Raw genomic sequence first — 13,944 nt, forward strand, 5'->3', positions numbered from 1 at the left:
GGATTTGCCTATATTTACGTTCCTTAATGGAATGCAATTTAATAAAGATAAGGGTTTGATGCACAGGTTATTACTTATATTTACTTTACTTATTTGTCCGTTTTTTGTTCAGGCACAGGATGTTTTAAGCAAATTAGAAAGAGAATACAGCCATGCCTCAAACAATACGGCAGAACAGCTCAACCTGGCTCCCAAGTACGCTACAGCATTATTCTTTCATAATCTTAAGCCCAAATCTTACCAGATTTTAGATACTAATATTTCCCTTGCTGCAAAACAGGCGGATGGAAAGTATGCCACAATTTTGTATGCGGTACAGGCCATGAATTACCGGCTGGATAATAAAACTGCGGAGTCTTCAAAAAGCCTCGAAATGGCAAAGGCCTACAGCTTAAAAACGAATAGTAATGAAGCAAAAGGTTATGTACAATACGCAAAAGGCTGGATTCTGGTACGCAATAATAAAACGACCGATGCCGTCGCCGCATACCTGAAAGCGATCGAATATTATGAAAACTCACCAACCACTTCCACACTATATGGAAGATTGGGCAATGCAGCGAAGGAATTATCTGCCATTTATTCTGACCTGAATGAATATCAGCTGGAAGAAAAATACAGCAAACAGTTTCTATTGTTAGCTTCCAAACAAAATGATCCCAATCTTATCTTTGATGCTTACATGCGGATGGGCTACGTATATGAACAAAAATATACACAGGAGCCATCCAATACAGTGTTTCGGGATAAAACAGAACAGTATTATTTACAGGCTATTGCTACTTTTAATAAAAATAAAGATGCGATGCTTAGCAGAAACAGCCTTTCATATGCTGCCATCAATTTAGCTAATTTATATACTGGGTTTGACAGTAATAAAGCCATGCAATATGCTCAGTTAGCCAATAAAGTGAGCCTGGAAATTGGTGATGCTATTCACATTGCTTCTTCCTTTGGAATTCTGGCAGAATTGGCATTGCAGGATAAAAATTATGATTTAGCCAAGTCCTACTTTCTGAAAGCCTCCATGGAGATTGGGAAAAGCCCGGTAAGGAATCATATGATAGAATTGTCTATCCTTGAATCTCTATCCAGAATTAGTGAAGAGCAGGGCAATTATAAAGAAGCACTGACTTATTATAAAAGCTATGTTGATCAATACAAGAGCATTTACGATCAGGAAAAACTGGATATCACCAAAAGATTAGAATCCCAGTTTGATAAAGAACGGCAGGAACAGAAATACATCAAACTACAGCTGGAAAGCGACAAGAAAGCTCAGGAAATCAAGCTTATTAATATTTTGCGTGCACAGCGTGAACAGGTTTATAACAACCTAAAATTGGTAGAAGAAAACCAGCGTGAGCGACTGAAATTTTCAGAACTTGAATCCGAGAAAAAAGAACAGCAGCTTCGTTTGGCAAAACTGGAAACCCAACAGAAGAATAACGATATTAATACCTTTAAAAAGCTTCTGGCATTCAAGGAAAAGATCAATACGTACTACATTTTTTTTATTATCTTTTTCATTGTTTTGATCCTCTTGTTGCTGTATGCGTATAAGCAGCGTGCCAGGTCTATTAAGCGAAGAGACGAACTGCATGCTTTAGCCATGGAACAAGAAAAACAGAACTCCAAAATATCTACCCTTACAGCATTGCTTGAAGGGCAGGAGCAGGAGCGTGGCCGTCTGGCCCGTGATCTCCATGACGGACTGGGAGGTTTGCTTTCAGGAACGAAACACCAACTGTCTTATTTAAATCCTGATCAGGCTGAAAATATAGAGGAAGGAATTTCAAAATCAATTGAACAGATCGATGGTGCTGTAGAAGAACTGAGAAGGGTGGCGCATAATCTAATGCCTGATTTATTAACAAAATACGGTCTGGAAGTGGCTATTCAGGAGTTTGCTTCACGAATTTCCAATCATGCTCTGGAAATCCATACAGAGTTTATCAATTACAGCAATTCCATATCGAAGGAAAAACAGCTGGTTATTTACAGAATCATCCAGGAACTGGTTAACAATGCTATCAAGCATGCTGATCCTTCCGAAATTATTGTTCAGGTAAGCGAAGAAGAAAATCTGTTAAACCTTACCGTAGAAGACAATGGTAAAGGCTTCGATCATACAAACTTAGACGTTAGAAAAACAGCAGGTTTTCACAATATAGAATTAAGAGTCCAGTTTTTAAAAGGAACCATGAATATCACCTCCGAATTAAATATTGGCACCAGTATAGAACTTCAAATCCCTATTCATTAAACATGATAAAAGTAGCCATAACAGACGATCATCCGCTTCTATTGGAAGGACTGAAAAATATTTTAGGAAACAGCGAAACAATAGATGTCGTAGATTGTTTTAAAAATGTCTCAGAAATGAATGAAGGCCTTGCAAAACAGGCGGTTGACATTCTGCTGCTCGACATTAATCTGGCAGATATCAACAGCATTGAACTCATCAAGCCTTTAAAGAAAAAGTACAGCAACCTTCAGATTATTATCCTGAGTGTTCATAACGAACTGCCTGTCATCAACAGTACTCTTGCTGAAGGGGCTTTGGGATATATTCAAAAAAATGCTTCAGTTTCCGAAATTCTTGAAGGAATAACCTCTGTATATTCCGGTAACAGGTTTTTATGCTCTCAAACCAAAGCTGTTCTGGAGAAAAAATCAACAGACGGATTAAGTCAGGTTCCGAAACTGACACGAAGAGAAAAAGAAATTCTGGGTGAAGCAGCAAAAGGACTTACTACCAATCAAATGGCGGAAAAGCTTTTTATAAGTCCGCATACGGTAGAAAGCCACCGGAAAAATCTTATCGAAAAATTTCAGACCTCCAACCTGAGTTCAGCTATAAAATTAGCTATAGAATACGGCTTGATTATCGAATAAAATAATCATCCGGAAAAAAGGCTGCTCACATCATGTAAGCAGCCTTTTTCTTATATAATCAAATAATTTGGGTGTGTACGGTTAATCTTTGAATTTCAACGCAGCCTGGAACAGATTCTTTTTGTCTACTAAATCATATTCGTCATTGTAAACCGGGTGATACATCAGGATGAAAACGCTGCCGTCAAAATCTTTTAAACTGATGGGCTGATCTACCATGATATCATAAAATCTTGTAATCGTACGGGTAGCAGTCCATTGCTTTGCATTGCCTTTAGGGTTTTTATCAAATCTGTGATCTTTTGCATCTGTGTAATACCAGTATGAAGGTGCGGAATCCATCAGAAACATTTCTTTATCCTTGTTGTAAAGCTCCTCGGCCATACCTGTATTCTGGAACCATTGTACTTCAGTATTCAAAGCGCCCAAAGCTCCTGCATAAATGTCTTTATTTGTGGTTGCACCCACTAAAAATCCTTCCAGATTGGAAGACGTGATTTCAAATAAAAAAGGAGATTTTTTCAGTTCATAAACATCATTCACGGGTTCAATTGCTTTTCCATCCTGTTTAATAACGACTTTTAACGACTGTGCAAAAGTCATAAAACTTAATAAACAAAAAAGAAGGGTCAAACTTAATTTTTTCATTGTATCTCTTTAAATAATTGCAGCAAAGATATTAGACTTTATTTCCCTGTACACTCGCTGATTTCAGGGGTTTTTATCTCATCAAATTAAAACAGGTCAGCCTTCAGCTGAATTTTTATATAAGCTGTTTTCTGTTTTTTACCATTTCCAGAAGCTGAATTAAGAGGGTAGACTTCTGCGTAGAAGGTGTCATTATCGGTCCAGAAAGCCTTTTTATCATCTGCTATTTTAAAGTTGGTGAAATTCACATATAAAAGGTTGTCCTGTTTCTTAGTTTGAGGAAAGTATCTGGAAATAACAAAATTACTCCCCACATCATGATTGGAAGAGACGAAGGTAACCCAGCCTTTAGAAGGAAGAATTTGCGGATAACCTTCGGTACTCAGTTCAAACATAACTGCGTTTTTTAGGCTGTAAAAAGAATAGTAGGAATCTGCAACTTCATCAGAATTTTCTTTGAATACTTCCAGGTTTAAATAAGGCGATCTTCCTACATATTCATTGGCAAGCGGTCCGGTCTCGGTAGAGATACTTTCATGTTGTGTAATTACGTCTTCTCTGCCGTTTTCTTTATATACCCAGTTATCTGCCTGCAGTTGTATATTGGGATTTTTTGTCAAATGTTCACCGATTTGTTTTTTTGAACTGGCTTTAAATTCCTGTTCAGAAATCTCCACAATGGTTCCGAACTTCTTAAATGATTTATTCTTAAAATCACTTGATTCCTTAAAGGTGCTGCTTCTGATCTCATAAAGGTCAACACCTTTTAACGTAAGTTCGTATGCCGGTGTGAATTCCGACTTCAGGACAAACGCTTCAATACTGTTCGAAATGTTATTATTAATGCTGTAGTGAATAGAATAGAAGTCCTCAAATTCTTCAAATCCATAATAATTATCGAGTTTATTGTAAGGAATTTTCAAATGGGCAGCATCTTTACTCGGAGTTATAAAAAACTGTACAGAATCCAGTTTAGTAAATAATTGAAACGGTACCTCCTGAACATTGTCCACGCCTTGTATTTTTTTGAAATCGGCAAATGTTACCGTTTTCTGCTTTACTTCAGTTTTTACATTGTGTGTCCCTGATGTTTTATCCTTCTGGTTACATCCTGCAAAAATTACCAGGGATGATATAAAGAATTGATTGATGACTTTCATTTTTATATTTTTGCGCAAATGTATCAGTATTAAGACCAGCAGCCAACAAAACCGCCTGATATAGGGAATAAATGGCCGAAAACAGGGATGTTTTGAACAAAGGATTTTGGAGAATTTTACAAAATAATAACCCCAATATTGTAATTTACTTTATAAGAATGAAAAACTTAATAATCAGCCTTTCAGTTTTGACTGCTTTATTAGCATCCTGTTCACCTTCTGCAGACAAAAAAGCAGAAACCAATACTTCTCCGGAAACTCAAATAGAAGGGGCAGCATCTCAACCGGAACCCGTAAAGAATGATCCGGAAATAGTAGAAATACCTGGTGATTTTTCTACCTTGGTTCCTATTGACGTATTGAATAGTAAAAGCACTAATGTGCATGATAAATATGGTATAGAATTTTCCGGGAACTGTTACTCATGCGATTTGGCCAGTCTTTCTATCACAAAGAAGCAGATCAGATGGACCAACGTCTGTGATGAAAAAGACACTTTTGAAATTGATGATTTTTCTTATACTATCGAAGGAAATAAAACGATCTTTAAAACACCGGAAAGAACATATATTTTAACTCAAATAGATAAAGCACCTGTCTACGAACTCGTGATAGAAGGTAAAAAACTGGAGTTAAAAAACAAGAGAGTTTCGAAATATTTTACCACCAAAAAAGCTTTGCCGCTTTTCACAGAGCATGATTGCGGGGATTTTGAGGGCTAAGCAATAGAGTAGTAGTCCGGAACAGTTTCTTTTGAAAATATAAGCATAAAAAAACCTCAAATTACTTTGAGGTTTCTTTATATAAAATAATGACTTAATTATTTTGCTGGTTTTTTAGGACTCATCATCATAATCATTCTTTTTCCTTCAAGTTTAGGAAGCTGGTCTACTTTACCCACATGCTCCAGTTCCTGAGCAAGTTTTAAAAGCAAAATTTCTCCCTGGTCCTTAAAGATAATCGAACGTCCTTTAAAAAATACGTAGGTTTTTAATTTAGAACCTTCTTCAAGGAATTTTTCAGCATGCTTCTTTTTGAATTCGTAATCGTGATCATCAGTCTGAGGTCCGAAACGGATCTCTTTTACGACCACTTTTACCTGCTTGGCTTTAAGTTCCTTCTGTTTTTTCTTTTGCTCGTATAAGAATTTCTTATATTCCAATACTCTTGCAATAAATGGTTCTGCCTTGTCAGAAATTACTACTAAATCCAATTCCTGTTCCGCAGCAATTTGTCTTGCTTTGTCAATTGGATAAATTCCTGGCTCTACGTTATCGCCCACTAAACGAAGCTCTCTCACACGAATTTTATCGTTGATCAAGTGAGCGTCCTCTTGTACCGGACGTCTCTGTGGGCCCCTGTTGTTAAATCTTTGTGCTATTGTATTATAATTTTATTGGTTAATTACTTAATTTAATTGATTTAAATATTTAAAATTGAAAGATTCCAATTAATTATTTAAATTTTTGAATCCTTCAATCTTTTAATTTAAAATTTAGATTGTTGCTTCTTTTTTGAAGTAAGCAACGAAATCCTCCAGCTTCATCGCTCCAAGATCACCTTCTCCACGTCTTCTTACAGAAATCGTGCCTTCTTTCTCTTCATTTTCTCCTACAACAAGCATGAAAGGGATTTTCTTCAATTCAGCATCACGGATCTTTTTACCTGTCTTCTCGTTTCTTTCATCAATCTGACCGCTAATATCGTGATTTTCCAAAAATTGTGAAACTTTTTTTGAATAATCTACATATTTTTCACTGATTGGTAGAATAATAAACTGATCCGGGCTCAGCCATAACGGGAAATCACCTGCAGTGTTTTCCAGCAGAATAGCGATAAAACGCTCCATAGAACCAAAAGGTGCTCTGTGGATCATCACCGGTCTGTGTTTTTCATTATCATTTCCGATATAGTGAAGATCAAATCTTTCCGGTAAGTTATAATCTACCTGGATTGTTCCTAACTGCCATTTTCTTCCTAAAGCATCTTTCACCATGAAGTCAAGCTTAGGACCGTAGAATGCCGCTTCGCCGTATTCTACTACTGTTTTTAAACCTTTCTTTTGAGCTGCATTGATGATCGCACTTTCTGCTTTCTCCCAGTTTTCATCAGAACCGATATACTTTTGTTTGTTTTCAGGATCTCTTAATGAAACCTGAGTCACAAAATCTTCAAAACCTAAAGATTTGAACACATAAAGCGTTAAGTCAATTACTTTTTCAAATTCTTCAGAAAGCTGATCCGGAGTACAGAAAAGGTGAGCATCATCCTGAGTAAATCCACGAACTCTCGTTAAACCGTGAAGCTCTCCACTTTGCTCATATCTGTATACCGTACCGAATTCTGCATATCTTTTTGGCAAATCTCTGTAGCTCCATTGTGAAGTTTTGTAAATTTCACAGTGGTGAGGACAGTTCATCGGCTTCAACAGGAATTCTTCTCCTTCGTTCGGAGTTTTAATCGGCTGGAAGCTGTCTTCCCCATATTTGTCCCAGTGTCCTGAAGTTACATATAATTCTTTTGCTCCGATGTGTGGAGACATTACGAATTCATAACCTCCTTTTTTCTGAGCATCAGAAAGGAAGTTTTCCAGTTTTCTTCTTAAAGCAGTACCTTTTGGCAGCCAAAGTGGTAAACCTGCACCCACTTTTTCAGAGAATGCGAAGATTCCAAGTTCTTTACCTAATTTTCTGTGATCTCTTCTTTTGGCCTCTTCCAATCTTTCAAGATATTCTGTAAGATCTTTCTGTTTAGGGAAAGAAATACCATATACTCTTGTTAATTGTGGGTTCTTTTCATTCCCTCTCCAGTAAGCTCCTGCTGCATTTAATATTTTAACCGCTTTTACGATTCCTGTATTCGGGATATGACCACCACGACATAAATCTGTGAAGTTATCGTGCGTTACAAAAGTGATTTCTCCATCATTAAGATTAGAGATCAATTCTACTTTGTAAGGGTTATCTGCATACGTCTTCAAAGCTTCTTCTTTAGAAACCGGATATAAAGAGAAGGTAGAACCTTTCTTCGCATTTTCCAGGATCTTTTTCTCAATCTTCTCAAAATCTTTTTCAGATAGACTTTCATCCCCGAAATCTACATCATAGTAGAATCCACTTTCGATAGCAGGACCGATGGTCAACTTAGCATCAGGATAAAACTCAAGGATTGCCTGCGCCAGAAGGTGGGCAGAAGAGTGCCAGAAAGCCTTCTTTCCAAGATCATCATTCCAGGTCAAAAGCTGTACCGTAGAATCCGTGGTTATAGGTGTGGTCGTTTCTACTTGTTTGTCATTAACAATTGCGGAAATGGTGTTTCTAGCCAATCCCTCGCTTATAGATTTTGCCACATCAAGGGGAGTCACTGCTCCCTCGAATTCTTTGACACTATTGTCTGGAAGTGTAATTTTTATCATTGTTTACTAAGAAATTTTAAGATGCAAAAATACGGAATTTTTAGATAAAATACTATATTAGCATATATTTAGAATGAGAATTAATATTAAAAATGTAAAAGATGCAGATGGTTTTAGTCTCACTGAATTCCATATTTCGTTTTTCATAGAAAAATGCCTTTAATTTTTTATTAATGATAATGGCAATATTAAAATCCTTATTCTTTTTGTAAGTCATTAAAAATAAACAAATTACAAATTAACATGAATCCTATAAATGTCGATCTCCACTGCGATTTATTATATTATCTGCTAAGATCCGATGCAGCTGTCGATAACAAAGAAATTGGCTGTTCACTGCCTTATCTACAGGAAGGAAATGTAAAACTTCAGGTGATGGCTATATATGCAGGAACAGGAGCGAATAGCACAGTTCATGGTTGGGAACAAAGCAAATTATTCTCAAAATTGATTAAAAATGAGAGTTTTTTCCTTTTTAACAATGACAATCAGAATGATTTGGAGAATAAAAATCGGGTAGGAGTTATTGCGTCTATAGAGAATGCATCTGCTTTCTGCGATGAAGACCAAAGTCTGGAATCCGGCTTCAGAAACCTGGAAACCATTATTGAAAATACACATAAAGTTTTGTATATCGGAATTACCCATCATCTGGAAAATCGTTTTGGAGGCGGAAATAATGCTACCGCCGGCTTAAAGGACGATGGAAAAGTTCTGATTGACTATATTGCTGACCGTAAAATTGCTATTGATTTAGCCCATACAAGTGATCAGCTGGCCCATGATATTTTTACTTATATCGATCAGAGAAACTATTCAATTCCTATTCTGGCGAGCCATTCCAACTACAGGTCTGTTTATAAAAACAATAGAAACCTTCCTGATGAACTGGCAAAGGAAGTCATCAACAGAAAAGGCTTAATTGGTCTCAATTTTATCAAAGATTATGTGGATATTGATCATCCTGAAAGACTCTATGAACATATTCAGTATGGTTTAGATCTTGGAGGAGAAGACAGCATTGCCTATGGAGCAGATTATTTCTACTGGAAAGATCATCCGGACAAATCCCGTCATCCTTTTTTCTTCCCCGAGCATTCCAATGCCTCAGGATATCCTGCCATCAATAAAGAAATTGAAGAACGATTTTCATCAGAACTGGTTGAAAAAATCAGTCATAGAAATGCATTGAATTTTATAAAGAAGATGTATTAATAAAATCATCATCCGATTACATCACAGCATAATGAACAGGTCGCTCCTCCGGAGCTTTATTTTACGGGACTTCATCATTTTCTACTAACAGAAGATCCTGATAGGATCATAAGCAGCTTCTATAGGAGCTAACTGTTAATAGAAATTATTTGGTTTTAAAATCAGAGCTCCGGAGGAGCGACCTGTTAATACCTAAATCTATAAAAGATTATATTAAAAATATTTTTTGATGTTTTATTTTACATGAAATAAAACATTGTAAATTATTGAAAAATACATTTTTATAGATTCTTATTTAATGTTTTCTTTTATACCTTACTTTCTGCTTGATAATCTCAATTACGTCCACATTCTGAACTTTGGATTTAATCCATCCATGAATATCGATATAGAATAATGATCGGCGGTAATATTCATTGCCGGCATACTCTTCCAGTTTTTTATCAAAATTTTCAAATGCTTTCTGTCGCTGATCCGGTACCTGATTATTAAGATTCTTGAAAAACTGAATACTCTCGAAATGGAACTCTTCCGGCTTTTTCATTTTCTTTGCAAACTTTAAAGTAGACGCAGTAAACTCATCATAATCTTCATCATTCCCTGATTCATATTTAGCCATTAAGATCAGAATCCGGGTATGGAACAACAGATCTTCCTGAACATTTCCTTTGGATTCTATGACTCTCATAGAATATTCAATCGATTTTTCAAACATTTTACTGCCAAAGAACATAGCTGCCATTTTAAGGTAGAGAATCATAAAATGGTGTTCATCGATCCTTTCTCTGAGCTTTTCCATTTTTAATTCTACCTCAGGAATAAGCTTGGTTCCTGTAAAAAATTCCCCTTTTACAAAGTGAATATTCATCAGCGTATTGTAGTGGGTAAGGAAAATAAGGGACTGCAGATTCTCATTCTGAACAAAATTCTCGGCATGTACCATTGTATTGAAGTTCTGGAAATGTTCCTCCAGAATATCAATATTTCCATATAAAAAGAGGATTTTCAGCAGATACGTATTCCCTTTGATATACCAAACCGGGTGGCTGTAGATCATTTCAGGCTTCTTATGAAAAAGATCTACCCACTGATAAGCATATTTCAAGGTATATTTATAGTCCTGTAAAAGCTGGTTTTTCCAGACATGGGCTTTGTAATACCATAATTTCTCTGTAAAATTCAGTTTTTCAGGGTTGATACTTTTAATCTCTGCGTTAAAAATATCCATAACTTCCTGCCGGTCTGCATCGTTTTTTACATAACCATGGGTCAGCATTTCACTGTATAATTTCAAAGAAAGATTAGACAATTTTGTGGTATAACGGTTCTGTTTACTGATCTCCTGCGATTGTTTGATAAGCTCTTCGGCACGACCTTCGATACTTCGCGTAATAAACTGTGATTCAATCACTTTTTCAAGGTCGATGATCTCCGAAGCAATACTTTTTTCATCCAGTTCCAGTGCCGTCTGTTTGGTTTTATCCAATATTTTTAAAGCCTGTTTGTAAAGTCCTTTCTGATACAGAATGTTGGCGAAATCCAACTGTTCACGAAGCTGGATTCTGTAGTTCTGATGACTCGGGTTCATTCGAAGGCTTACAAGAATCTGTTTGTAAAGATGGGCTTTAAGATTAGAAAGCTGTTGTTTTGTAGATATTTTTTTCTCAATAATAATACTTTCGTCATATTCTTTCATCTTGTCCATCTCAGAAAATAACAATAGGAATTTGGCATCTACGTTAATTCCGAGGCGGTTTACGTAGAGCTTAAACTGTCTTTTTTCAGAGGTTGTCAATGACTTTACCAATACAAACAAAAAATCTTTCTGCAATTCTGCCATTGTAAATTTTAAGGAATTAAATTATTGATTAATAAATAAATACAATTGTTTATTGAGCTGTTGAATATTGTAATTTTCAGAAAAAGTGAAAATAAAAAAATATCGCAAGCTGTAGTTTTGAGCCAAAATTAAGTAAAAAACTTCACTTATGAATTCCGAAAAAATCGAAATATTTGATACGACACTGAGAGATGGAGAGCAGGTTCCGGGATGTAAACTGAATACGGAACAGAAGCTGATTATTGCTGAAAGGCTTGACGAATTAGGAATTGATATCATTGAAGCAGGATTCCCGATTTCCAGCCCGGGAGATTTTGAATCGGTTTCAGAAATTTCAAAACTGGTGAAAAATGCGAAGGTATGCGGACTCACAAGAGCGAACAAAAAAGATATTGATGTAGCAGCAGAAGCGCTGAAGCTGGCAAAGAAACCGAGAATCCACACAGGAATCGGAACTTCGGATTCTCATATTAAATACAAATTCAACTCAACAAGAGAAGATATTATTGAAAGAGCAGCAGAAGCAGTAAAATATGCGAAAACATATGTTGAAGACGTTGAATTTTATGCTGAAGATGCCGGAAGAACGGATAATGAGTATCTGGCAAGAGTATGTGAAGCAGTGATCAAAGCAGGAGCAACTGTTCTGAATATTCCTGATACCACAGGATATTGCCTGCCGGAAGAGTATGGTCAGAAAATAAAATATCTGAAAGAAAATGTAAAGGGAATTGAAAAAGCAGTGCTTTCGTGTCATTGCCATAACGATCTGGGGCTGGCTACTGCCAATTCTATTGCCGGAGCAATTAATGGAGCCCGCCAGATTGAATGTACGATCAACGGATTGGGAGAAAGAGCAGGAAATACAGCACTGGAAGAAGTCGTCATGATTTTAAAACAGCATAAAAATCTGAATCTGCATACCGATGTGAATTCCAGAATGCTGAATGAAATGAGTGCCATGGTTTCTGATCTGATGGGAATGTCTGTACAGCCCAACAAAGCTATTGTAGGAGCTAATGCCTTTGCTCACAGCTCAGGAATTCATCAGGACGGAGTGATTAAAAACAGGGAAACGTACGAAATCATAGATCCTGCAGAAGTAGGTGTGAATGCCTCTTCAATCATTCTTACTGCCAGAAGCGGACGCTCAGCATTGGCTTACCGTTTCAAACATATCGGTTATGAGGTGACCAAAAATGAACTTGATTATCTATATCAGGAATTTTTGAAAATCGCTGATCTTAAAAAAGAAATAGACAACGATGATCTGAGTGTTATGATGGATTCTTTCGCCAGAAAAATAGGATAGGTTTGATTTAAAATCAAGATAAAGTAAAAAATGAACAACAGTAAAAAGACACTTTTTGATAAAGTATGGGACGCCCATGTGGTAGAAACCATTCCTGACGGACCTCAGATCATTTATATAGACAAACATCTTATTCATGAGGTAACCAGCCCTCAGGCCTTCGCAGAACTTGAATCCAGAAATCTGGAAATCTTCAGACCGGAACAGATTGTAGCTACCGCGGATCACAATGTACCTACATTGCATCAGGATCAGCCCATTAAAGATGATCTTTCAAGAAATCAGGTAGAACAGCTTACAGAAAACTGTAAAAAAAATAATATTGAACTTTTCGGATTGGGACACCCATATCAGGGAATTGTTCATATCATCGCTCCGGAATTAGGGATTACCCAGCCGGGAATGAGTATTGTGTGTGGTGACAGCCATACCTCTACCCATGGGGCATTTGGATCAATTGCCTTTGGGATTGGGACCAGCCAGGTAGCTCAGGTATTTGCCAGCCAATGTTTATTGCTGAACAAGCCAAAATCAATGAGAATTACCGTCAATGGCAAATTAAACGAAAATGTTCAGCCTAAAGATGTTATTCTTTATATCATTTCAAAAATAGGAACAGACGGAGGGACAGGATATTTTTGTGAATATGCGGGTAATGTATTCGAGGAAATGTCAATGGAAGGAAGAATGACGGTCTGCAATATGAGTATTGAAATGGGTGCGAGAGGCGGAATGATTGCTCCGGATGAAACCACTTTTGAATATGTACAGGGAAGAAAATTTGCTCCGGAAGGAGAAGACTGGGATGAAAAAGTAGCCTATTGGAGAACCTTGAAAACAGATGAAGGCGCTGTTTTTGATCAGGAACTCAGTTTTGATGCTGCAGATATTTATCCTATGATTACCTACGGTACTAATCCGGGAATGGGGATTTCAATCCGTGAAGTTATTCCGGCACCGCAAAATGAATCTGAAGAGAAAGCTTTACAATATATGGGACTGGAAGCCGGACAGACAGTTAACAGCATCAAGGTTAATTATGTCTTCATAGGAAGCTGTACCAATGCAAGAATAGAAGATTTCCGTTCTGCAGCCCAGTATATTAAAGGGAAAAGCAAATCTGAGGCTGTAAAAGCACTGATTGTTCCCGGATCTCAACAGGTGGTTAAACAGATTTATGAGGAAGGTTTGGATAAAATATTCAGTGATGCAGGATTTCAGATTCGTCAGCCGGGGTGTTCGGCATGTCTGGCAATGAATGACGATAAAATCCCGGAAGGAGAATATTGTGTTTCCACTTCCAACAGAAACTTTGAAGGCAGACAGGGACAAGGCTCAAGAACAATTCTTGCCAGCCCGCTTACTGCAGCAAAAGCAGCCATAGAGGGTAAAATTTCAGCTTTTGAAAGTTTAAACTAAAAAGAATTTAACCACAAAGACACAAAAGATGATAACA

Annotated in this window: 11 protein-coding genes; 6 read left to right on the plus strand and 5 right to left on the minus strand. The window is 36.9% G+C overall.

What is annotated here, in order from left to right; genetic code table 11:
- The first annotated feature begins 58 nt into the window (after positions 1 to 58).
- Positions 59 to 2,266 carry a tetratricopeptide repeat-containing sensor histidine kinase gene (locus V0410_RS03400; protein ID WP_330746317.1) on the plus strand — a complete coding sequence of 736 codons (2,208 nt, stop codon included), beginning with the start codon at positions 59 to 61 and terminating at the stop codon, positions 2,264 to 2,266.
- Positions 2,267 to 2,268: 2 nt separating this feature from the next.
- A complete protein-coding gene (locus tag V0410_RS03405; RefSeq protein ID WP_330746318.1) occupies positions 2,269 to 2,898 on the plus strand; it encodes a response regulator transcription factor in 630 nt (209 codons plus the stop codon).
- An 81-nt stretch (positions 2,899 to 2,979) separates the two neighbouring features.
- On the opposite strand, the gene V0410_RS03410 is transcribed toward V0410_RS03405, so the two are convergent.
- Both V0410_RS03410 and V0410_RS03415 read right to left on the minus strand, forming a co-directional pair.
- Positions 2,980 to 3,546, minus strand: a complete 567-nt coding sequence (locus V0410_RS03410; protein ID WP_330746319.1) for a hypothetical protein — start codon at positions 3,544 to 3,546, stop codon at positions 2,980 to 2,982.
- 86 nt (positions 3,547 to 3,632) lie between these two features.
- On the minus strand, positions 3,633 to 4,706 hold the full coding sequence (locus V0410_RS03415) for a resolvase (protein ID WP_330746320.1): 1,074 nt from the start codon (positions 4,704 to 4,706) through the stop codon (positions 3,633 to 3,635).
- A gap of 158 nt (positions 4,707 to 4,864) precedes the next feature.
- Between V0410_RS03415 and V0410_RS03420 the strand changes: the two genes are divergently transcribed.
- Positions 4,865 to 5,428, plus strand: coding sequence for a hypothetical protein (locus V0410_RS03420; protein ID WP_330746321.1), 564 nt, complete (start codon positions 4,865 to 4,867; stop codon positions 5,426 to 5,428).
- A 98-nt stretch (positions 5,429 to 5,526) separates the two neighbouring features.
- Here the strand turns inward: V0410_RS03420 and infC are convergent, their stop codons facing one another.
- Positions 5,527 to 6,027, minus strand: coding sequence for a translation initiation factor IF-3 (gene infC, locus V0410_RS03425; RefSeq protein WP_027372223.1), 501 nt, complete (start codon positions 6,025 to 6,027; stop codon positions 5,527 to 5,529).
- Between the two features lie 174 nt (positions 6,028 to 6,201).
- The gene (thrS, locus tag V0410_RS03430; RefSeq protein WP_330746322.1) at positions 6,202 to 8,121 is read right to left on the minus strand and encodes a threonine--tRNA ligase; all 1,920 of its coding nucleotides are present in this window, start codon (positions 8,119 to 8,121) and stop codon (positions 6,202 to 6,204) included.
- 243 nt (positions 8,122 to 8,364) lie between these two features.
- Between thrS and V0410_RS03435 the strand changes: the two genes are divergently transcribed.
- On the plus strand, positions 8,365 to 9,336 hold the full coding sequence (locus V0410_RS03435) for a dipeptidase (RefSeq protein WP_330746323.1): 972 nt from the start codon (positions 8,365 to 8,367) through the stop codon (positions 9,334 to 9,336).
- Between the two features lie 295 nt (positions 9,337 to 9,631).
- Here the strand turns inward: V0410_RS03435 and V0410_RS03440 are convergent, their stop codons facing one another.
- Positions 9,632 to 11,176 (minus strand): hypothetical protein, encoded by a 1,545-nt coding sequence (locus V0410_RS03440; RefSeq protein ID WP_330746324.1) that lies wholly within the window; start codon positions 11,174 to 11,176, stop codon positions 9,632 to 9,634.
- Between the two features lie 148 nt (positions 11,177 to 11,324).
- Here V0410_RS03440 and V0410_RS03445 point away from each other — a divergent pair, with 148 nt between their 5' ends.
- Together V0410_RS03445 and leuC are read left to right on the plus strand one after the other, a co-directional pair.
- Positions 11,325 to 12,488 carry a 2-isopropylmalate synthase gene (locus tag V0410_RS03445; protein ID WP_082798676.1) on the plus strand — a complete coding sequence of 388 codons (1,164 nt, stop codon included), beginning with the start codon at positions 11,325 to 11,327 and terminating at the stop codon, positions 12,486 to 12,488.
- A 30-nt stretch (positions 12,489 to 12,518) separates the two neighbouring features.
- Entirely contained in the window at positions 12,519 to 13,907 is a 1,389-nt protein-coding gene (leuC, locus tag V0410_RS03450; RefSeq protein ID WP_330746325.1) for a 3-isopropylmalate dehydratase large subunit, read from the plus strand.
- Positions 13,908 to 13,944 lie beyond the last annotated feature (37 nt).

Source organism: Chryseobacterium sp. CP-77, assembly GCF_036362765.1.
Classification (GTDB): domain Bacteria; phylum Bacteroidota; class Bacteroidia; order Flavobacteriales; family Weeksellaceae; genus Chryseobacterium; species Chryseobacterium cupriresistens.